Source organism: Pseudomonas sp. GD03944 (assembly GCF_029839275.1).
Classification (GTDB): domain Bacteria; phylum Pseudomonadota; class Gammaproteobacteria; order Pseudomonadales; family Pseudomonadaceae; genus Aquipseudomonas.
On the sequence record NZ_JAOCAH010000001.1, the window covers coordinates 234401 to 254458 of the forward strand.

The window sequence follows — 20058 nt, forward strand, 5'->3', positions numbered from 1 at the left end:
CCTTACAACTGCACGCCGGAGAAGGACATGAAGCCAAGCGACATCAGACCGATGGTGATGAAGGTGATACCCAGGCCCTGCAGGCCGTCGGGTACGTCACTGTACTTGAGCTTCTCGCGGATGCCTGCCAGCGCAGCGATCGCCAGCGCCCAGGAAAGACCGGAGCCGAAGCCATACACGGTACTTTCCGCCAGGTTGTAATCACGCTCGACCATGAACAGGGTGCCGCCCATGATGGCGCAGTTCACCGTGATCAGCGGCAGGAACACACCGAGCGCGTTGTAGAGCGCCGGTACGTACTTGTCGAGGAGCATCTCGAGAATCTGCACGATGGCCGCAATCACACCGATGTAGCTGAGCAGACCGAGGAAGCTCAGGTCCACGTCCGGCAGGCCGGCCCAGGCCAGTGCGCCATCCTTGAGCAGGTAGGCGTAGATCAGATTGTTGGCCGGCACGGTGATGACCTGCACCACCACCACGGCGATGCCGAGGCCAATGGCCGTTTCCACCTTCTTGGAAATGGCGATGAAGGTACACATGCCAAGGAAGAAGGCCAGCGCCATGTTCTCGACGAACACGGCCTTGGCCATCAGGCTGAGATAGTGTTCCATCAGTAGGCCTCCTTGTTGGAAACCTGAGGTGCCATCTTGAAGCTCGGCTTCTCGACCTGATCTTTCTTCCAGCTACGCAGCGCCCAGATGAACAGGCCGATCAGGAAGAACGCCGAAGGCGGCAGCAGCAGCATGCCGTTGGGCTGGTACCAGCCACCGTCATTGACCACCGGGATGATGGTGTAGCCCATCAGTTTGCCGGCACCGAACAACTCCCGGACGATACCCAGCACGATCAGCATGGCGCTGTAACCCAGGCCATTGCCGATACCGTCGAAGAACGACAGCATCGGCGGGTTCTGCATGGCGAAGGCTTCGGCACGGCCCATGACGATACAGTTGGTGATGATCAGGCCGACGAATACCGACAGCTGCTTGGACAGGCTGTAGGCATAGGCCTTGAGAATCTGATCGACCACGATCACCAGGGACGCGATGATCACCATCTGCACGATCATGCGGATCGAGCTCGGGATCTGGCTGCGAATCATCGAAATGAACAGGTTGGAGAAACCGGTCACCAGCGTCAGCGCGATGGACATCACCAGCGCGGTCTTCAGGTTCGAGGTCACCGCCAGGGCCGAGCAGATACCGAGGATCTGCAGGCCGATGGGGTTGTTATTGAAGAGCGGATTAAGCAGGACTTCTTTGATGGTTGGCTGCGACATGATCAGGCCTCCCCTTTCTGCAGATTGGTCAGGAAACGGGCGAAGCCGTTCTCACCAAGCCAGAAGTGCAAAAGATTGTTCACGCCGTTCTGGGTCAGAGTCGCACCCGCCAGGCCATCGACCTGATGAGTCGCCTGCGAGCTCTGCGCATCGACGTTACCTTTGATGATCCGAATGACCAGATCGCCCTGCTCGTTGTACAGGGTCTTGCCTGGCCACAGGCTCCGCCACTTCGGATTATCCACTTCGCCACCCAGACCAGGCGTCTCGGCGTGCTGGTAGAAACCGAAACCGGCAATGGTGTTCAGGTCACCCTTGAGCGCCATGAAACCATGCAGGGTCGACCACAGGCCGTAACCACGCACGGGCAGGATCAGGGTTTCCAGCTCGCCATCACGCTCGACCAGGTAAACGGTGGTGAGGTTCTCGCGACGTTTGATGGAGGCGATGTCCTCGCTACCACTGAGGGCTTCGGACTGCTGCGGGTCTTTGGCTGCGACCAGCGGATCGAAGGTCAGCGGATCCTGCGCATCGCTGAACGTACCGTTGTCCAGATCGACCACGCGGGCGCTGATGCGCTCATCGAACAATGCCTTTACCTCAGCGCCGCTCATGTTCGCCTCGCCCAGCCCGGCAATCGCCAGGATGCTGCGCTGCTTGTCGAGCAGGCGGTTTTCCACTTGGGTCGGTCTGAGCGCGATCGCTGCACCGGCCACGAACACCGAGCACACCAGGCAGACCAGCAGAGCGACGGTCAGCGTGCGAGCGGTGGATTCTTTTTGACTAGACATTGCGTGCCAGCCTCCGCTTGATATTGGCTTGAACGACGAAGTGGTCGATCAGCGGTGCGAACAGGTTGGCGAACAGAATCGCCAGCATCATGCCCTCGGGGAATGCCGGGTTGACGACACGAATCAACACCACCATCACGCCAATCAGGGCGCCGAAGATCCACTTGCCGGTATTGGTCATGGAAGCGGACACCGGGTCAGTGGCCATGAAGATCATGCCGAACGCGAAACCACCGACCACCAGGTGCCAGTACCAGGGCATGGCGAACAACGGGTTGGTCGCCGAGCCCAGCAGGTTGAACAGCGTGCTCAGGCCGATCATGCCGAGCATGACGCCTGCGACGATGCGCCACGAGGCGATCTTCGTCATCAGCAGTACCGCTCCGCCGATCAGGATGGCCAGCGTGCTGGTCTCGCCCAGGGAGCCATGCATGGTGCCGATGAAGGCATCCATCCAGGTGATGCCATTGTTCACGATGTTTTCGATGCCGCCCGAGGCCGCCAGACTCAGCGACGTGGCACCAGCGAAACCATCCACGGAGGTCCATACCGCGTCACCGGACATTTGCGCCGGGTAGGCGAAGAACAGGAACGCACGACCGGTCAGCGCCGGGTTGAGGAAGTTCTTGCCGGTACCGCCAAACACTTCCTTACCGATCACCACGCCGAAGCTGATACCCAGGGCCACCTGCCACAGCGGAATGCTTGGCGGCAGGATCAGCGCGAACAGCACCGAGGTGACGAAGAAACCTTCGTTGACTTCATGCTTGCGGATCGAGGCGAACAGCACTTCCCAGAAACCGCCCACGATGAACGTCACCGCATAGACAGGCAGGAAATAGGCCGCACCCTGAATGAAGTTGTCCCACAGGCTGTTCGGATCGAAACCGGCCAGCGAGCCGATCAGGGCGAAGCGCCATCCCTCTTGCGCAGCCAGCAGCTCAGGGCTCTGGGCGAAGATCAGGTTGGCCTGGTAACCGGTGTTCCACATGCCGAAGAACATCGCCGGGAAGGTGCACAGCCAGACGGTGATCATCATGCGCTTGAGGTCGATGCCGTCGCGCACGTGAGCGGTGGTCTTGGTCACGCTGCCAGGGCGATAGAAGAAGGTGTCGACAGCCTCGTACAAGGCATACCACTTCTCGTACTTGCCGCCCTTCTCGAAGTTGTGCTCGATCTTGTCGAGCAATGCGCGAATACCCACGGTTTAACCCTCCTTCTCGATACGGCTGAGGTTGTCCCGCAGGATCGGACCATATTCATACTTGCCGGCGCACACATAGGTGCACAGCGCCAGATCCTCTTCGTCGAGCTCGAGGCAACCGAGTTTCTGCGCCATCTCGGTGTCGCCGACGATCAGATAACGCAGCAGTTGGGTCGCCAGGATGTCCAGCGGCATGACCGCTTCGTAGTTGCCCACCGGCACCATCGCACGCGGGCTGCCATTGGTGGTGGTGGAGAAGGCGAATGTCTTGGCGGCCATCAGCTTGGACACGAAGATGTTCAGCACCGAGTGCTTGTTAACGCCAGCACGCAGGTAGTGCAGCATCTCGCGGTCGGTGCCCTCGGCCAGGCACGACACCTGCTGGTGGTAGCGCCCCAGGTAGGCGAACGCACCACGGGCGGTCCGCCCACCGAGGACCGAGCCGGAAACCACACGATTGTATCCAGTTTCCAACTGACCGGCGGTCAGTTCGTCCAGGTTGGCCCCCAGGCGCGTGCGCAGCAGGCGCGGCTCTGTCACCACCGGGCCAGCCAAGGACACCACGCGATCCACCCACAGGTGCCCCGTGGTGAACAGCTTGCCAATAGCGATCACGTCCTGGTATCCGATCGACCACACACTCTTGGTGGCATTGACCGGATCGAGAAAATGAATGTGGGTCCCGGCCAGGCCTGCGGGATGCGGACCGGCGAAAGCCTCTACCTGCACCTTTTCCAACTGTTCGCCCGGCAGGCTGGCCTGTGGCGCCTTGCACAGGAACACCTTGGCGAGACCACTCAGAACGGTCAGGCCGTTTTCGAAATCAGCGGCATGGTCGGCAATTACCACGGCGGGATCGGCTGCCAGCGGATGGGTATCGATCGCCGTCACGAAAATCGAGCTGGGTACCGCGTCGATCGCTGGAACCTGGCTGAACGGGCGGCTGCGCAGTGCTGTCCACAATCCGGACTGCTGCAGGTTTTCGCGAATGCTCGAATCGCTCAGGGTGGCCAGTTCGCTCACGGGGTATTGGGCGAAGGTCAGCTGGTCATCACCCTCGAGGTCGATGACCACCGATTGCAGCACCCGCTTTTCGCCGCGATGGATCGCGCTGATGACACCGGCTCCGGGAGCCGTGTAGTTGACCCCAGGCAGCTTCTTGTCGGAAAAGAGGACCTGCCCCAGCTTGACCCGATCACCGACCTGAACCTCCATGGTCGGCTTCATGCCGTGATAATCGAAGCCTATGACGGCGACGCTGCGCACGGGCCTTGCGGCTTCTATACGCTGCACCGGCGCGCCGGTTATGGGCAAATCGAGCCCATGTTTTATTTTGATCATAGGTTTGCCTAACCACTGATTTATAAAGCTTTTTAGAATACGCGGGACGCTTCACGAACCGAATGACGGCCCCTTGCCAGAAGCGTTCCTGGCAAGAGTTATGATGTCCGACACGGGTAACAAATCCGCCCGATTATAAAGACGCCCAGGCCTCACTGGCCACCCAAGCACTTGCTTTTTTTGAACTTTCCGTAACAGAGAGCAACAGAGACCCGCTTGACCACAAGCATTGGGCAGGCGAAATAGCGGCATTTACACCCATCGGAATTTCATGATGCTTCGCGCATACGCATTACTTATCCTGCTTGCTCAAAGCCCGGCTCTGCTGGCCGACACGGCACGTCTGCGCGAGGCCGCCTTTCCCTCGGAGCACTGCGCGGAACAACGCTGCCTGGAGCGAAAGAATCAGTCCGTGCTGGTCTACCTGTGGGTAGACGTCTATGTCGCCGCGCTGTACGCAGAACCCGGGATCAGCGCCTCACAGGCACTGGCCGAGCGAGGCGACAAGCGCCTGGAGCTCTATTACCTGCGCAACATTGATCGAAAAGACGTGATAGAGGCAGCCTGGGTCACGCTGCGCCGACAGCAGGGCGCCGCCGAACTGGAGGCACTGCGCAGCGAACTGGATGCCTTGCACAGCCGCTTCGAGAATATCCGCCCGAAGGATCGTTATGCGCTCAACTACCGCGGCGAGCGCGGCATGAACCTGGAGCGCAATGGCGAGGTGGTGTTCAGCAGCGCCAATCCGGCGCTGGCGGATGCCTACCTGGGTCTCTGGCTGAAACCGCAAGGGCTGTCGGATGCCTTGCGCACCGACCTGCTGAAAGATTGAGGATGAAAAACGGGAGCCGAAGCTCCCGTTTTTTGGACCCCTACCGCTTAGCGGGGGAACGCTGGCGGGTTGACCCCGGCCATGTCTTCCATCACGCGAACGACCTGGCAGCTGTAGCCGAACTCGTTGTCGTACCAGACGTACAGCACGACACGGTTGTCGTTGGCGATCGTCGCCTCGGCATCCACCACACCGGCATGGCGCGAGCCGACGAAGTCGGTCGATACCACTTCCTGGGAGCTGACGAAATCGATCTGCTTCTGCAGGTCGGAGTGCATGGCCATCTGGCGCAGGTACTCGTTGATTTCCTCGCGGGTGGTGGCCTTCTCCAGGTTCAGGTTGAGAATGGCCATGGACACGTTCGGCGTCGGAACGCGGATCGCATTACCGGTCAGCTTGCCTTTCAGCACCGGCAGCGCCTTGGCGGCAGCGGTGGCGGCGCCGGTCTCGGTGATCACCATGTTCAGCGCGGCACTGCGACCACGACGACTGCCCTTGTGGAAGTTGTCGATCAGGTTCTGGTCGTTGGTGTAGCTGTGCACGGTTTCCACGTGACCGTTGACGATGCCGTACTGATCATTGACTGCCTTGAGCACCGGCACGATGGCGTTGGTGGTGCAGGAAGCGGCGGAGATGATCTTGTCTTCGTCGGTGATTTCGCCATGGTTGATGCCATGCACGATGTTCTTCAGCGCGCCCTTGCCCGGTGCGGTCAGCACCACGCGGTCGACACCCGGGCAGGCCAGGTGTTGGCCCAGGCCCTCGGCATCACGCCAGACGCCGGTGTTGTCGACCAGCAGGGCGTTCTTGATGCCGTACTGGGTGTAGTCGACTTCCTTCGGGTCCTTGGCGTAGATCACCTGGATCAGGTTGCCGTTGGCGGTCAGGGTGTTGTTTTCTTCGTCGATGGTGATGGTGCCGTCGAACTTGCCATGCACCGAATCGCGACGCAGCAGGCTGGCGCGCTTGACCAAATCGTTGCTCGCCCCCTTGCGCACGACGATGGCACGCAGGCGCAGGCCGTCGCCACCACCGGTCTTCTCGATCAGGATGCGTGCCAGCAGGCGGCCGATGCGACCGAAACCGTACAGGACGACGTCAGTGCCTTCGCGGCCGGCGCCGTTCTGCTTGCCAACGACATCAGCCAGCTCATCCTTGACGAACTGCTCGACGCTGCGGCCATTGCCTTCGGCCTTGAACTTGCCGGCCATCTTGCCCAGATCGACCGACGCGGCGCCCAGCTTGAGCTCGCTCATGGCCTTGAGGATCGGAAAGGTATCGTGCACCGACAGCTCGGCGTCGTTGGCCAGGCGATGACGGGCGAAACGATGGGCCTTGAGAATGTCGATCACCGAACGGTTGATCAGACCACGTCCGTAGATAGAGGTGACCACGCTGTTGTTACGGTAGAGCTGGCCAATCATCGGAATCATCGCTTCCGCGAGGGCTTCACGATCGATCCACTCACCGAGACACTGGTCGGGCTTCTGAGTCACGGGCAGTACCTTCCACATGTAGGGGCTGAAAAAAGGGGCTACATTATGACGGCGCACGCAGGCGGGAGCAATGCACACCTGTCGCGACTGACAGCTGGCGCCCTCGCCCGCTACAATCCCCGACCCGTGCCATGACCGTGAGCCGCCTGTGTCTGCAACGACCGCTTCCGTACTGAGCCTCCCGTCCCTGCCGGCCAGCGCCGGAAAACAACACTGGGGCAACCTGCCCGGCGCCGCACTGAGCCTGGCGATTGCCGAAGCCGCCAGCAGCGCCAAGCGCTTCACCCTGCTGCTGACCGCCGACAGCCAGAGCGCCGAGCGCCTGGAGCAGGAGCTGAGCTTCTTCGCCCCCGGCCTGCCCGTGCTGCACTTCCCGGACTGGGAAACCCTGCCCTACGACCTGTTTTCGCCACACCAGGACATCATCTCCCAGCGCATCTCGGCCCTGTACCGCCTGCCGGAACTCAAGCACGGCGTGCTGGTGGTGCCGATCACCACCGCCCTGCACCGCCTGGCGCCGACGCGCTTCCTGCTGGGGTCGAGCCTGGTGCTGGATGTCGGCCAGAAGCTGGATGTCGACGACATGCGCACCCGCCTCGAAGCCGCCGGCTACCGCTGCGTCGACACGGTCTACGAGCACGGCGAATTCGCGGTCCGCGGCGCTCTGATCGACCTGTTCCCCATGGGCAGCTCGCAGCCCTTCCGCATCGACCTGTTCGACGACGAAATCGAAACCCTGCGCACCTTCGACCCGGAAACCCAGCGCTCCATCGACAAGGTCGAGTCGATCAAGCTCCTGCCAGCCCGCGAATTCCCGCTGGAGAAGAAGGCCGTCACCGACTTCCGCGGCCGCTTCCGCGAGCGCTTCGACGTGGATTTCCGCCGTTGTCCTATCTATCAGGACCTCTCGTCGGGCATCACCCCGGCCGGCATCGAGTACTACCTGCCGCTGTTCTTCGAAGAAAGCGCCACGCTGTTCGATTACCTGCCCCAGGACACTCAGGTGTTCTCCCTGCCCGGTATCGAAAAGGCCGCCGAGCAGTTCTGGAACGACGCCCGCAACCGCTACGAAGAGCGCCGCGTCGACCCCGAGCGCCCGCTGCTGCCACCGGCTGACATCTTCCTGCCCGTGGAAGACTGCTTCGCCCGCCTGAAAGACTGGCCGCGCGTGGTCATCAGCCAGGACGACATCGAACCCGGGGTCGGCCGTACCCGTTTCGACGCCCGGCCACTGCCGGACCTGGCGATCCAGGCCAAGGCCAGCGAGCCCCTGGCTGCCCTGCGCCGTTTCATCGAGGAATATCCGGGCCGGGTGCTGTTCTGCGCCGAATCCGCCGGGCGCCGCGAAGTGCTGCTGGAGCTGCTGGCGCGGCTCAAGCTGAAACCGAAGGAAGTCGACGGCTGGCCGGCCTTCACCGCCAGCAAGGAGCGCCTGGGCATCACCATCGCCCCGCTCGACGAAGGCCTGCAACTCGACGACCTGGCGCTGGTGGCCGAAAGCCCACTGTTCGGCCAGCGCGTCATGCAGCGCCGACGCCGGGAGAAGACCCGCGACGCTGGCGATAACGTCATCAAGAACCTCACCGAGCTGCGTGAAGGCGCGCCTGTGGTGCACATCGACCACGGTGTCGGCCGCTACCTGGGCCTGGTGACCATGGAGTTCGACGGCCAGGCCGCCGAGTTCCTCGCCCTGATGTACGCCGAAGAGGCCAAGCTCTATGTGCCGGTGGCCAGCCTGCACCTGATCGCCCGCTACACCGGCAGCGACGACGCCCTGGCACCGTTGCACCGCCTCGGTTCGGAAACCTGGCAGAAAGCCAAGCGCAAGGCGGCCGAACAGGTTCGCGACGTCGCCGCCGAGCTGCTCGACATCTATGCCCGCCGCGCCGCCCGCGAAGGCTATGCGTTCGCCGACCCGCTGGCCGACTACGCCACCTTCAGTGCCGGCTTCCCGTTCGAGGAAACCCCGGACCAGCAGGCTGCCATCGATGCGGTGCGCGACGACATGCTGGCCGCCAAGCCGATGGACCGCCTGGTCTGTGGCGACGTCGGCTTCGGCAAGACCGAGGTGGCCATGCGCGCCGCCTTCATCGCCGTGCACAGCGGCCGCCAGGTGGCGGTGCTGGTGCCCACCACCCTGCTCGCCCAGCAGCACTACAACAGCTTCCGCGACCGCTTCGCCGACTGGCCGGTGCGGGTCGAGGTGATGAGCCGCTTCAAGAGCGCCAAGGAAGTCGAGAACGCCATGCAACAGCTGGCCGAGGGCAAGGTCGACATCGTCATCGGCACCCACAAGCTGCTGCAGGGCGACGTCAAGTTCAACAACCTCGGCCTGGTGATCATCGACGAAGAGCACCGCTTCGGCGTGCGCCAGAAGGAACAGCTCAAGGCGCTGCGCAGTGAGGTCGACATCCTGACCCTGACCGCCACGCCGATCCCGCGCACCCTGAACATGGCCGTCTCCGGCATGCGCGACCTGTCGATCATCGCCACCCCGCCGGCTCGCCGTCTGTCGGTACGCACCTTCGTCATGGAGCAGAACAACCCGACCATCAAGGAAGCGCTGCTGCGTGAGCTGCTGCGCGGTGGTCAGGTCTACTACCTGCACAACGACGTGAAGACCATCGAGAAGTGCGCGGCCGACATCGCCGAGCTGGTTCCCGAAGCCCGCATCGGCATCGGCCACGGCCAGATGCGCGAACGCGAGCTGGAACAGGTGATGGGCGACTTCTACCACAAGCGCTTCAACGTGCTGATCGCCTCGACCATCATCGAGACCGGCATCGACGTGCCGAGCGCCAACACCATCATCATCGAGCGCGCCGACAAGTTCGGCCTGGCGCAGCTGCACCAGCTGCGCGGCCGCGTCGGCCGCAGCCACCACCAGGCCTATGCCTACCTGCTGACCCCGCCGCGCAAGCAAATGACCGATGACGCCCAGAAACGCCTGGAAGCCATCGCCAACGCACAGGACCTGGGCGCCGGCTTCGTCCTGGCCACCCACGACCTGGAAATCCGCGGTGCCGGCGAACTGCTGGGCGACGGGCAAAGCGGGCAGATCCAGGCCGTCGGCTTCACCCTGTACATGGAAATGCTCGAGCGCGCGGTGAAAGCCATTCGCAAGGGCGAGCAGCCGAACCTCGACCAGCCCCTGGGCGGCGGTCCGGAGATCAACCTGCGCGTGCCGGCGCTGATCCCCGAGGACTACCTGCCGGACGTGCATGCCCGATTGATTCTCTACAAACGCATCGCGTCGGCCACCGACGAGGACGGCCTGAAAGAGCTGCAGGTGGAAATGATCGACCGCTTCGGCCTGCTGCCCGAGCCCACCAAGAACCTGGTGCGCCTGACGCTGCTGAAGCTGCAGGCCGAAGCCCTGGGCATCACCAAGGTCGATGCCGGCCCGCAAGGTGGCCGCGTGGAGTTCGCCGCCGACACCTGCGTCGACCCGCTGACCCTGATCAAGCTTATCCAGAGCCAGCCGAACCGTTACAAGTTCGAAGGGGCCACCCTGTTCAAATTCCAGGTGCCGATGGAGCGCCCGGAAGAGCGATTCAACACACTCGAAGCGCTGTTCGAGCGCTTGACCCCATCCAAGTAAAGGACTGACCCCCATGCGCGCATTACGCACCCTGGCCCTGCTGCCCCTGCTCCTGCTGTCCCTGCTCGGCCCCGGCCTGGCCTGGGCCGATCGCCTCCACCAGGTGGAGATCATCGTCTTCCGCCAAGCTGGCGAGCCGATCCCGGCCGCCCAACCGGTACCGGACGACTGGGCCCAGGGCGCACTGCCAGTCGACGCAACCCAGGAACGTGCCACCGCACTCAACGGCGAAGCGGCCAAGCTCAACCCGGGCAACGGCTACCAGGTCCTGCTGCACAAGGCCTGGACCCAGAGCCTTGGCAGCGCGCCGAGCACCGCCGCCATCAGCACGGGCAACGAGCAATTCGGGCACTTCCCGGTGGAAGGCACCCTGCGCCTGACCCAGGCACGCTTCGTCGATGTCGAGGCCGACCTGTGGGTCAACCAGTTCGATGGCAGCGGCCTGGTCACCGGCAGCGAGCGCATCAAGCAGAGCAGCCGCCTGAAAACTGGCGAACTGACCTACCTGGACCACGGCAGCCTGGGCCTGCTGATCCGCGTCAGCCCGCTGTAAGCAACAGCGGAATGCAAAAAGGGCCGCATGAGCGGCCCTTTTTCATATCACCTGGCTGCGCCAGGAAACGGTTCAATCGATCAGCTGCGCCGCCCGCAGGGCATTCACCGCCACCCGCCAGCGTGGGTCCTGTCGGTACTCCGTGCCTGGAAAGGCGCTACGGCGCATGCGGGCCAGGCCCTGGGGCACTGTCACCTTCAAACGCTGCAAGGCGCTCAGTGCCAGCTCGGCGGCCGCACGGTCATTGCACACCAGGCCCATGTCGCAGCCGGCATTCAAGGCCGCCTCGATGCGGCAGGCGGCATCGCCCACCACATGGGCACCAGCCATGGACAGGTCGTCACTGAAAATAACGCCCTGGAAGCCCAGCTCACCACGCAGGATTTCCTGCAGCCAGCGCCGCGAGAAGCCGGCGGGCTGGACATCGACCTGCGGGTAGATCACGTGGGCCGGCATCACCGCCGCCAGCTGCCCGGCGAGGCGGGCGAACGGCTGCAGGTCGACGGCACGAATGTCCTCGAGGCTGCGCTCATCCACCGGAATCGCCACATGGGAGTCCGCTTCGGCCCAGCCATGCCCTGGGAAGTGCTTGCCCGTGGCCGCCATGCCCGCGGCGTTCATGCCACGAATGAAGGCGCCCGCCAGCTGGGCGGCCCAGGCGGCGTCGCCCTCGAAAGCGCGACTGCCGACCACCGCACTGCGCTGGTGATCGAGGTCCAGTACCGGCGCAAAGCTCAGGTCCAGGCCAACGGCCAGCACCTCGGTCGCCATCAGCCAGCCGCAGTGCTCGGCCAGGACCTCGGCATTCGGGTTGTCGGCAATCGCGCGCATGGCCGGCAACCGGACAAAGCCTTGGCGCAGGCGCTGCACCCGACCGCCCTCCTGGTCGACCGCCAGCAGCAGATCGGGGCGCACAGCGCGAATCGACGCCGCCAGTTCACGCACCTGGCGCGGATGCTCGATGTTGCGCGCGAACAGAATCAGCCCACCCACCTCGGGCTGCCGGAGAATCTGACGGTCGTCGGCAGTCAGCCAGGTGCCGGCGATATCCAGCATCAGAGAGCCTTGCATGTTCAATCCTTACTTGAGTGGGGCCGCCGCCCAGACCGGGCACGGCGCTTCTTCGATCTGTACCGCGCAATGGACGGGAACCCGGGCAAAGAGTTCCAGCAGGTCGGCGTTGCGCAAGCGCACGCACCCGTGGGAGCGGGCCACGCCCATCGGCTCGGTTTCGGGGGTGCCGTGCAGGTAGATATAGCGGCGAAAGGTGTCAACGCTGCCCAGGCGATTGCGCCCCGGCTCGCAGCCGCTCAGCCAGATGATCCGCGACAGGATCCAGTCCCGGCCGGGGAACTGTTCGGCCAGCGCCGGCGACCAGACCTCGCCGGTCCAGCGCCGGCCGCGCAATACGGCGCCAATCGGCAGGCCATCACCGATCTTCGCGCGCACCTGGTGCCGGCCACGGGGCGTACAGCCGGAGCCGTTGAGCTCTCCGGGGCCGTTCAGGGCAGTGGAAACAGGAATACGCAGCAGCAGGTCGCCGTCAGCGAAGCCGTACAGGCGCTGATCGGCAATGGAGATATGCAGGAGATCGAGAGAACGCATGGGCAGCTAGCTTAGCGGATCGCCTCCGCCAAGCCCACTCCCCTTGCATCACACCTTGGCCGGTGTGGTGCTGCTCTTGCTGCGCGGTTTGAGTTGCGCGGCGGCCAGCGCCTCGTCGGTGACGCCGCTGTCGGAACGCATGCCGGCGGCCAGGAACGGCACCATCAGCCGCATGACCTGCTCGATCGAGGTGTTCACGCCGAAATCGGTTTCCGCCATGGCGCGCAGCGCCTTGATCCCGGACATGCTGAACGCCGCAGCCCCGAGCATGAAGTGCACGCGCCAGAACAGCTCCAGCGGCGGAATGCGCGGAGCGGCTTCGTGGACCAGCAGCATGTAGCGCCGGAACACCTTGCCGTAGACCTCTTCCAGGTATTTGCGCAGGTGTCCCTGGCTCTGGCTGAACGCCAGGCCCAAGAGGCGCATGAAGATGGACAGGTCGTTGCCGCTGCGCGGCTTGACCGCGAGAGCCTGCTCGACCAGTAACTCCAGCAGCTCTTCGAGGGTCGCCTTGGCTTCGGGTTTGGACTGGCGACGGTCCAGTTCGCGCTCGAGACTGGCGCAGAACGGGCCGAGGAAACGGGAGAAGACTGCCTGGATCAGGGCTTTCTTGGAGCCGAAGTGATAGTTCACCGCCGCCAGGTTGACCCCGGCCTTGCTGGTGATCAGCCGCAGCGACGTCTCGGCGAACCCTTTCTCCGCGAACAACTGCTCTGCCGCATCAAGAATGCGCTCAACGGTTTCCGACTGTGCCATGAACCTTCACCTGACAAACACTCGTTTGAAACATACGTTTCAGCCTGTCGCCTTGTCAAGCCGCATCATCCGCCTTTTGGCTGGCCGGTCACGCGCGCACTACAAGGAAGCCGCTGACGTCCTTAATAGATGCATTGACGCGCACACAACCCGCCAAGTAACGCGCAGCCGATATGAAATCGCAAGCCCAATTGCTCGCCTCGCTCAAAAGGAGGATTGCCAAGCTCGATTCACTGTATATAATCCCAGTCACTGTATAAAAAGACAGAGCCCAGCCATGCTGAAACTGACGCCACGCCAAGCCGAGATTCTTGCCTTCATCAAGCAATGCCTTGAAGACAATGGCTACCCGCCCACTCGTGCCGAGATCGCCCAGGCGCTCGGGTTCAAGTCACCCAATGCCGCGGAAGAGCACCTCAAGGCGCTGGCCCGCAAAGGCGCGATCGAAATGACGCCCGGCGCCTCGCGCGGCATCCGCATCCCGGGCTTCGAACCCAGCAACGAGGAAGAAGGCCTGCCGGTCATTGGACGCGTCGCTGCCGGTGCGCCGATCCTCGCGCAACAGCACATCGAAGAATCCTGCCGCATCAACCCCGAGTTCTTCCACCCCAAGGCCGACTACCTGTTGCGCGTGCGCGGCATGAGCATGAAGGACATCGGCATCTTCGACGGTGACCTGCTGGCGGTACACACCACCCGTGAAGCGCGCAACGGCCAGGTGGTCGTGGCCCGTATCGACGACGAGGTCACGGTCAAGCGCTTCAAGCGCGAAGGCAACACGGTGTGGCTGATCGCTGAAAACCCGGAGTTCTCCCCTATCGAGGTCAATCTCGAAGAGCAGGACCTGGTCATCGAAGGCTTGAGTGTCGGCGTTATCCGCCGCTGAAGGAGGCCCCATGCAGTTCCCGCAATCGCTGAACCGTACCCAACTGCCACTGTTCGATGCCTTCCTGGCGTCATCCGTACCGCCGCTGCTCGAGGAAACGGATGCCGACTGGCAGGAACAGCCCGAGGCGTTCAGTGAGTTGTCGTTACGGGGAGCTGCCGGGCACTGCCTGACGCTGCTGGCGCCGATCCTGCGCGAGCTGAGCCAGAACGATGATGAGCGCTGGCTGACCCTGATCGCGCCGCCGCGCAGCCTGACCCAGGCCTGGCTGCGCAAGGCCGCGGGCCTGAACCGCGAGCGCATCCTGCTGCTGCACCCACGGGGCGAGCAGACAGCGCTGGAGCTGGCCCAGGAAGCCCTGAAACTGGGGAGAAGTCACACGGTGGTCAGCTGGCTGCATCCGCTCGAACGCGCTGCCCGCCTGCAGCTCGAACAGGCTGCCCTCCTCGGCAAGGCGCAAAGCCTGAACATCAGCCTCGGCTAGGCTGCTGCGTACCCGGGCACAGGGACCGTGCCACGCGGGATACGCCTACTTCCTACTGCGCCACACGCACTCAATGCAGAACGCGCGGGCCTTCTTCGTCATGCTGAAAATCGTTTTCCGCCAGCTTGCCTGCCATCTGCACGCCTACATTGAGCATGGCCTTGGCCACCTCTACGTGCTGGCCTTGCAGAAACGCCTTGGCATCGGCAGAAAAATCGAGCACGACCAGCGCCTCTTCATCCTCCGCGCGGCGCAAGGCAATGCGCCCATCGGGTAATTCAACGATTTCCAGGAAGGATGTCGGCATAACTCAGGTTCTCCACGTCAGGCCGGCATTGTAACAGCCACCTTCCTGACCCGCCCACCGAAAGTGGACTACCACTCGGTGAGCGTTTCGCGAAATCGCCTGGCCAGCCCTTTCAACTGCTCACGCCACGCTTCCAGCGTCTCACGCGCCAGAGGCGGCTCTTCCTCGTCCAGGCTGACCGCCTGGATCAGCGGTGTGGACGGGTCGACCTTGGCCTTCTTGTCGGCCTGGGGCGGCTGGAACAATGCCGCGTAAGCGGCTAGGAGCTGCGCCAGCCAGGTTTCCGATTGCTGGGCGAGTTCGACCAGCTCGGCCAGCTCCGGGCAAGGCGCCGACTCGACGACGGCCGGCACCAGGAACTGCTCGGCGCGGGGCGCGGTGCTGCCAGGCAGGCGGTAATAGCCGGCAATCTCGTGGCACAGCCCCAGCACGGCACCGTACAGGTGAAACAGCGCCGCTTCGCGCTCGGCCTGAACCAGCGCCTGGGCATTCATCGCCCGCCCCTCTTCCGCCACGCGCCAGGCGTCCAGCGCCAGGCCGGCGTAGAAGATCTTCTGGTTCGTTCGGGTATACAACTCATTGGCCATGATCGGGGCCCTCCGCTGCAGATCGATCCACTATACGCCCGCGCTCACCGCCAGGGTGTGCGCGGGCGTATCGGTCAGCGTTTGTCTTCGACCTTCCACTTGCCGCCGTCGAAGAACGCACGCCAGCCCGTCGGTTTGCCTTCGACTTCGGTCTGCACGTACTGCTCCTTGGTCTTGCGGCTGTAGCGAATCACGGCCGGGCGACCTTCCGGATCCTTCTTCGGCGCATCCAGCAGGAAGTGGTACTTGGCATCGATCTCGTCCTTGTGCGGAATCAGCTCCTGAACCAGCGGCGCACGGGTCTCGCGGTTCTTCGGGAACTGGCTCGCCGCCAGGAACAGGCCGGAAGCACCATCGCGCAGCACGTAGGTGTCGTTCACCTTCTCGCACTTCAGCTCCGGCATCTTCACGGCGTCCATCTTGGGTGGCGCAGGCTCGCCGCTGCGCAGCAATTTGCGGGTGTTCTTGCACTCGCTGTTGGTGCAACCGAAGAACTTGCCGAAACGGCCGGTCTTCAGCTGCATCTGGCTGCCGCACTTGTCGCACTCCAGGCTCGGCCCTTCGTAGCCCTTGATGCGGTACTGACCCTGTTCGATCTCGTAGCCCGAGCAATCCGGGTTGTTGCCGCATATATGCAGCTTGCGGGTTTCGTCGAGCAGGTAGGCGTCCATCGCCGTGCCGCACTTCTGGCAACGGTGTTTGCCCAACAGCACCAGGGACTCGGACTCACCCTCGTCATCCGCCGCAATTTCATCGCCCGGCACCAGGTTGAGGGTCGCCTTGCAGCGTTCCTTCGGCGGCAGGCTGTAGCCCGAGCAGCCGAGGAACACGCCGGTCGAGGCCGTGCGAATCATCATCGGTCGGCCGCAGTCGCGGCAGGCGATGTCGGTCAGCGTCGGCAGGTTGGCGCGCATGCCGCTGTCGCTGGCTTCGGCCACTTCGAGTTTCTTCTTGAAGTCGCCGTAGAACTCGTCGAGCAGGTGTTTCCACTCACGCTCGCCCTGGGCCACGTCGTCCAGGTTCTCTTCCATCCCGGCGGTAAAGCCGTAGTCCATCAGGTTGGCGAAGCTCTCCGACAGGCGCTCGGTCACGATGTCGCCCATCTTTTCGGAGTAGAAGCGCCGGTTGTGCAGCGTGACGTAGCCACGCTCCTGAATGGTCGAGATGATCGCCGCATAGGTCGACGGACGGCCGATGCCACGCTTTTCCATTTCCTTCACCAGGCTGGCTTCGGAGTAGCGCGCCGGCGGCTTGGTGAAGTGCTGGCTCGGGTCCAGCTTGATCAGCTTGAGGGCTTCACCCTCTTTCATTTCCGGCAGTACATCGTCATCGCCCGGTTTGCTCAGCTGCGGCAAGACGCGGGTGTAACCGTCGAACTTGAGGATGCGGCCCTTGGCGCGCAGCTCGAACTGGGCGGCATTGACCGTGACGGTGGTCGACAGGTATTCGGCCGGCGGCATCTGGCAGGCCACGAACTGGCGCCAGATCAGCTCGTACAGGCGCTCGGCATCACGCTCCATGCCGGACAGCTGGGTCGGCTTGAGGTTGACGTCGGACGGGCGAATCGCTTCGTGCGCTTCCTGTGCCCCTTCCTTGCTGCTGTAGAGGTTGGCCTTGGCCGGCAGGTATTTCTTGCCGAACTCGCCCTCGATGAAATCGCGCACCATGCTCACGGCATCAGCCGACAGGTTGGTCGAGTCGGTACGCATATAGGTGATGTAGCCCGCCTCGTAGAGACGCTGCGCCATCATCATGGTCTTCTTCACGCCGAAGCCCAGACGGTTGCTGGCCGCCTGCTGCAGGGTCGAGGTAATGAACGGTGCCGACGGCTTGCTGCTGGTCGGCTTGTCTTCGCGCTTGGCGACGCTGTAGCTGGACGCCTTGAGCACATTCAGGGCCGCAGTGGCCTGAGCTTCGTTGAGCGGCTTGAAGGCAGCGCCGTTCTCGCGGGCGACCTCGAAGCGCACGTTGTCACCCTTGGCGGTACCCAGGTCGGCGTGCACTTCCCAGTATTCTTCCGGCACGAAAGCGCGGATTTCCTTTTCGCGCTCGACCACCAGCTTCACCGCCACGGACTGCACACGACCGGCGGAGAGGCCACGGGCGATCTTCGACCACAGCAGCGGCGACACCATGTAGCCCACGACGCGGTCGAGGAAGCGACGCGCCTGCTGCGCGTTGACGCGGTTGATATCCAGCTCGCCCGGCTTGGAGAACGCTTCCTGGATGGCTTTCTTGGTGATTTCGTTGAACACCACGCGCTTGTAGCGGCTGTCATCGCCGCCGATGGATTCGCGCAGGTGCCAGGCAATGGCTTCCCCCTCGCGATCCAAGTCGGTTGCGAGGTAGATGGTGTCGGCTTCCTTGGCCAGGCGGCGCAGTTCGTCGACGACCTTCTCCTTGCCCGGGAGGATCTCGTACTTGGCTTTCCAGCCATGCTCCGGGTCCACCCCCATGCGGGCGAAGAGTTGACGCTTGGCCTTTTCCTTGGGCGACAACGCAGGCGCTTCGGCAGCCGCCTTGCCACGTTTCGCAGGCTCCTTGGCGGCACTCGCCGAGCCACTGGTAGGCAGGTCACGGATATGGCCGATGCTCGACTTCACCACGTACTGGCTGCCCAGGTACTTGTTGATGGTCTTGGCCTTGGCCGGGGATTCCACGATGACCAGCGATTTGCCCATGGATTGGAAAATTCCTGAAATTCGATAAATGAAAGGCGTGACGCCTTGAATCTGTTGCCGTGCTGCCGGTGAGCCACCCTCGCGGCACCGCTATATATAGTGGCGGTCGAGGTGAGGTCAAGCGCAGCAATGGCGCGACATCGGCTCAGGGCCGATCAAAGAGGGCCGTTTCAGCCTGAACCAAAGCAAAGCGCGGAACGGTCTCGCCGTCCACTTCGACGCGCTCGCAAAACATCTCCAGCGGCCGGACCCACAGGCCGAAATCGCCGTAGAGCGCCTGGTAGACCACAACCTGCTGTTCGGTCTCGGAATGCCGGGCAACGCCAAAGACACGGTACTCGGGGCCTTTATAGTGCCGGTAGAGGCCGGGTTGTAATTGCATGCCAGATGTCCTTGAAAAATTTTCGCCTGAAAAACGAAAACCGGGGCACCTGGCCCCGGTTTCGTGTCGACCAACGCTTAGATGCGTTCGAAGACGGTGGTGATGCCTTGGCCCAGGCCCACACACATGGTGGACACGCCAAACGTACCACCGTTCTGCTTCATTACGTTCAGCAGGGTACCGGAGATACGGGCACCGGAACAACCGAAGGGGTGACCCAGGGCGATTGCGCCGCCGTGCAGGTTGACCTTCTGTTCCATCTTGTCGAGCAGCTTGAGGTCCTTCAGCACAGGCAGGGCCTGGGCGGCGAAGGCTTCGTTGAGTTCGACGAAATCGATGTCATCCATGCTCAGGCCGGCACGCTTCAGGGCCTTCTGCGTGGACGGCACCGGGCCGTAACCCATGATCGCCGGATCGACGCCGGCCACCGCCATGGCGCGAACCACGGCCATCGGCTGGATGCCCAGGTCCTGAGCGCGCTGGGCGCTCATCACGATCATGCAGGACGCACCGTCAGTGATCTGCGAGGAAGTGCCCGCGGTCACGGTACCGCCCTTCGGGTTGAACGCCGGCTTCAGCTGAGCCAGGCTCTCGACGGTGGTTTCCGGACGAATGGTTTCGTCGAAGTCGAAGACTTTCAGGAAGCCGTTCTCGTCGTAGCCTTGCATCGGGATGATTTCATCCTTGAACTTGCCTTCGACGGTGGCCTTGTGTGCCAGACGGTGCGAACGCTCACCGAAGGCATCCTGCTGCTCGCGGCTGATGCCGTGCATCTTGCCCAGCATTTCAGCGGTCAGGCCCATCATGCCGGACGCTTTGGCGGCGTACAGCGACAGGTGCGGGTTCGGGTCGACGCCGTGCATCATGCCGACGTGGCCCATGTGCTCCACACCACCGACGACGAACACGTCGCCGTTGCCGGTCTGGATCGCCTGCACGGCAGTGTGCAGGGCGCTCATGGACGAACCGCACAGGCGGCTGACGGTCTGGCCGGCGCTGGTGTGCGGGATCTGGGTCATCAGCGACGCCATGCGCGCGATGTTCCAGCCCTGCTCCAGGGTCTGGTTGACGCAGCCCCAGATCACGTCCTCGACCTCGGCCGGATCGACCTTGGTGTTGCGCTCCAGCAGCTTGCTGATCAGGTGTGCCGACATGGTTTCGGCACGGGTGTTGCGGTGCATGCCACCTTTGGAGCGCCCCATCGGGGTGCGGCCGAAGTCGACAATGACTGCATCTCTCGGATTCAGGCTCATAAATTCACTCTCGCTCTAGT

The 20058-nt window shown here is 63.1% G+C and carries 19 protein-coding genes; 5 read left to right on the top strand and 14 right to left on the bottom strand.

Features of this window, described 5'->3' with window-relative positions:
• Positions 1-2 precede the first annotated feature (2 nt).
• Genes nqrE through N5C28_RS01165 form a run of 5 tightly spaced genes read right to left on the bottom strand, consistent with a single transcriptional unit; the run spans position 3 to position 4615 of the window.
• Positions 3-611, bottom strand: a complete 609-nt coding sequence (gene nqrE / locus N5C28_RS01145) for an NADH:ubiquinone reductase (Na(+)-transporting) subunit E (RefSeq protein ID WP_279819149.1) — start codon at positions 609-611, stop codon at positions 3-5.
• Positions 611-1285: an NADH:ubiquinone reductase (Na(+)-transporting) subunit D gene (locus N5C28_RS01150; protein WP_279820311.1), complete on the bottom strand. Its 675-nt coding sequence runs from the start codon at positions 1283-1285 to the stop codon at positions 611-613. Before N5C28_RS01150 ends, nqrE begins: the two co-directional genes overlap by 1 nt.
• Entirely contained in the window at positions 1282-2070 is a 789-nt protein-coding gene (locus N5C28_RS01155) for a Na(+)-translocating NADH-quinone reductase subunit C (protein WP_279819152.1), read from the bottom strand. The genes N5C28_RS01150 and N5C28_RS01155 overlap by 4 nt, the downstream gene beginning before the upstream one ends.
• Positions 2063-3274: an NADH:ubiquinone reductase (Na(+)-transporting) subunit B gene (locus N5C28_RS01160; protein WP_279819155.1), complete on the bottom strand. Its 1212-nt coding sequence runs from the start codon at positions 3272-3274 to the stop codon at positions 2063-2065. The genes N5C28_RS01155 and N5C28_RS01160 overlap by 8 nt, the downstream gene beginning before the upstream one ends.
• A gap of 3 nt (positions 3275-3277) precedes the next feature.
• A complete protein-coding gene (locus N5C28_RS01165; RefSeq protein WP_279819157.1) occupies positions 3278-4615 on the bottom strand; it encodes a Na(+)-translocating NADH-quinone reductase subunit A in 1338 nt (445 codons plus the stop codon).
• 274 nt (positions 4616-4889) lie between these two features.
• On the opposite strand from N5C28_RS01165, the gene N5C28_RS01170 reads away from it, so the two are divergent.
• Positions 4890-5447, top strand: coding sequence for a chalcone isomerase family protein (locus tag N5C28_RS01170; RefSeq protein WP_279820312.1), 558 nt, complete (start codon positions 4890-4892; stop codon positions 5445-5447).
• Between the two features lie 47 nt (positions 5448-5494).
• Here N5C28_RS01170 and N5C28_RS01175 read toward each other — a convergent pair whose 3' ends face one another.
• Positions 5495-6961, bottom strand: coding sequence for a glyceraldehyde-3-phosphate dehydrogenase (locus N5C28_RS01175; protein ID WP_279819159.1), 1467 nt, complete (start codon positions 6959-6961; stop codon positions 5495-5497).
• A gap of 130 nt (positions 6962-7091) precedes the next feature.
• On the opposite strand from N5C28_RS01175, the gene mfd reads away from it, so the two are divergent.
• Together mfd and N5C28_RS01185 are read left to right on the top strand one after the other, a co-directional pair.
• Positions 7092-10544 (top strand): transcription-repair coupling factor, encoded by a 3453-nt coding sequence (gene mfd / locus N5C28_RS01180; RefSeq protein WP_279819161.1) that lies wholly within the window; start codon positions 7092-7094, stop codon positions 10542-10544.
• A 13-nt stretch (positions 10545-10557) separates the two neighbouring features.
• Positions 10558-11097 (top strand): CsiV family protein, encoded by a 540-nt coding sequence (locus N5C28_RS01185; protein WP_279819164.1) that lies wholly within the window; start codon positions 10558-10560, stop codon positions 11095-11097.
• Between the two features lie 72 nt (positions 11098-11169).
• Here the strand turns inward: N5C28_RS01185 and nagZ are convergent, their stop codons facing one another.
• From nagZ to N5C28_RS01200, 3 genes are read right to left on the bottom strand one after another with little or no spacing between them, the layout of a single operon-like run.
• On the bottom strand, positions 11170-12168 hold the full coding sequence (gene nagZ, locus N5C28_RS01190; RefSeq protein ID WP_279819166.1) for a beta-N-acetylhexosaminidase: 999 nt from the start codon (positions 12166-12168) through the stop codon (positions 11170-11172).
• Positions 12169-12177: 9 nt separating this feature from the next.
• Complete coding sequence (locus N5C28_RS01195) at positions 12178-12702, bottom strand: L,D-transpeptidase (protein WP_279819168.1); 525 nt, start codon at positions 12700-12702, stop codon at positions 12178-12180.
• Positions 12703-12750: 48 nt separating this feature from the next.
• Positions 12751-13458 (bottom strand): TetR/AcrR family transcriptional regulator, encoded by a 708-nt coding sequence (locus tag N5C28_RS01200; protein ID WP_279819170.1) that lies wholly within the window; start codon positions 13456-13458, stop codon positions 12751-12753.
• A 277-nt stretch (positions 13459-13735) separates the two neighbouring features.
• Here N5C28_RS01200 and lexA point away from each other — a divergent pair, with 277 nt between their 5' ends.
• Positions 13736-14344, top strand: coding sequence for a transcriptional repressor LexA (gene lexA / locus N5C28_RS01205; RefSeq protein WP_279819171.1), 609 nt, complete (start codon positions 13736-13738; stop codon positions 14342-14344).
• 10 nt (positions 14345-14354) lie between these two features.
• Positions 14355-14828: an SOS-induced cell division inhibitor SulA gene (gene sulA / locus N5C28_RS01210; protein WP_279819172.1), complete on the top strand. Its 474-nt coding sequence runs from the start codon at positions 14355-14357 to the stop codon at positions 14826-14828.
• 70 nt (positions 14829-14898) lie between these two features.
• Here the strand turns inward: sulA and N5C28_RS01215 are convergent, their stop codons facing one another.
• The 5 genes from N5C28_RS01215 to fadA form a co-directional block, all read right to left on the bottom strand.
• Positions 14899-15135, bottom strand: coding sequence for a hypothetical protein (locus N5C28_RS01215; protein ID WP_279819174.1), 237 nt, complete (start codon positions 15133-15135; stop codon positions 14899-14901).
• A 68-nt stretch (positions 15136-15203) separates the two neighbouring features.
• Entirely contained in the window at positions 15204-15722 is a 519-nt protein-coding gene (locus N5C28_RS01220; protein WP_279819176.1) for a DUF6586 family protein, read from the bottom strand.
• A 74-nt stretch (positions 15723-15796) separates the two neighbouring features.
• Entirely contained in the window at positions 15797-18403 is a 2607-nt protein-coding gene (topA, locus tag N5C28_RS01225; protein ID WP_279819178.1) for a type I DNA topoisomerase, read from the bottom strand.
• 145 nt (positions 18404-18548) lie between these two features.
• Positions 18549-18785: a DUF1653 domain-containing protein gene (locus N5C28_RS01230; RefSeq protein ID WP_279819180.1), complete on the bottom strand. Its 237-nt coding sequence runs from the start codon at positions 18783-18785 to the stop codon at positions 18549-18551.
• Positions 18786-18862: 77 nt separating this feature from the next.
• Positions 18863-20038 (bottom strand): acetyl-CoA C-acyltransferase FadA, encoded by a 1176-nt coding sequence (fadA, locus tag N5C28_RS01235; protein WP_279819183.1) that lies wholly within the window; start codon positions 20036-20038, stop codon positions 18863-18865.
• Between the last annotated feature and the right edge of the window lie 20 nt (positions 20039-20058).

Bases quoted from the DNA above. Each gene is read 5' to 3' on its own strand.
- nqrE (WP_279819149.1), bottom strand. From the start codon at position 611: ATGGAACACTATCTCAGCCTGATGGCCAAGGCCGTGTTCGTCGAGAAC.
- N5C28_RS01155 (WP_279819152.1), bottom strand. From the start codon at position 2,070: ATGTCTAGTCAAAAAGAATCCACCGCTCGCACGCTGACCGTCGCTCTG.
- N5C28_RS01165 (WP_279819157.1), bottom strand. From the start codon at position 4,615: ATGATCAAAATAAAACATGGGCTCGATTTGCCCATAACCGGCGCGCCG.
- N5C28_RS01170 (WP_279820312.1), top strand. From the start codon at position 4,890: ATGCTTCGCGCATACGCATTACTTATCCTGCTTGCTCAAAGCCCGGCT.
- N5C28_RS01175 (WP_279819159.1), bottom strand. From the start codon at position 6,961: ATGTGGAAGGTACTGCCCGTGACTCAGAAGCCCGACCAGTGTCTCGGT.
- N5C28_RS01185 (WP_279819164.1), top strand. From the start codon at position 10,558: ATGCGCGCATTACGCACCCTGGCCCTGCTGCCCCTGCTCCTGCTGTCC.
- nagZ (WP_279819166.1), bottom strand. From the start codon at position 12,168: ATGCAAGGCTCTCTGATGCTGGATATCGCCGGCACCTGGCTGACTGCC.
- N5C28_RS01195 (WP_279819168.1), bottom strand. From the start codon at position 12,702: ATGCGTTCTCTCGATCTCCTGCATATCTCCATTGCCGATCAGCGCCTG.
- N5C28_RS01200 (WP_279819170.1), bottom strand. From the start codon at position 13,458: ATGGCACAGTCGGAAACCGTTGAGCGCATTCTTGATGCGGCAGAGCAG.
- lexA (WP_279819171.1), top strand. From the start codon at position 13,736: ATGCTGAAACTGACGCCACGCCAAGCCGAGATTCTTGCCTTCATCAAG.
- sulA (WP_279819172.1), top strand. From the start codon at position 14,355: ATGCAGTTCCCGCAATCGCTGAACCGTACCCAACTGCCACTGTTCGAT.
- N5C28_RS01215 (WP_279819174.1), bottom strand. From the start codon at position 15,135: ATGCCGACATCCTTCCTGGAAATCGTTGAATTACCCGATGGGCGCATT.
- N5C28_RS01220 (WP_279819176.1), bottom strand. From the start codon at position 15,722: ATGGCCAATGAGTTGTATACCCGAACGAACCAGAAGATCTTCTACGCC.
- topA (WP_279819178.1), bottom strand. From the start codon at position 18,403: ATGGGCAAATCGCTGGTCATCGTGGAATCCCCGGCCAAGGCCAAGACC.
- N5C28_RS01230 (WP_279819180.1), bottom strand. From the start codon at position 18,785: ATGCAATTACAACCCGGCCTCTACCGGCACTATAAAGGCCCCGAGTAC.
- fadA (WP_279819183.1), bottom strand. From the start codon at position 20,038: ATGAGCCTGAATCCGAGAGATGCAGTCATTGTCGACTTCGGCCGCACC.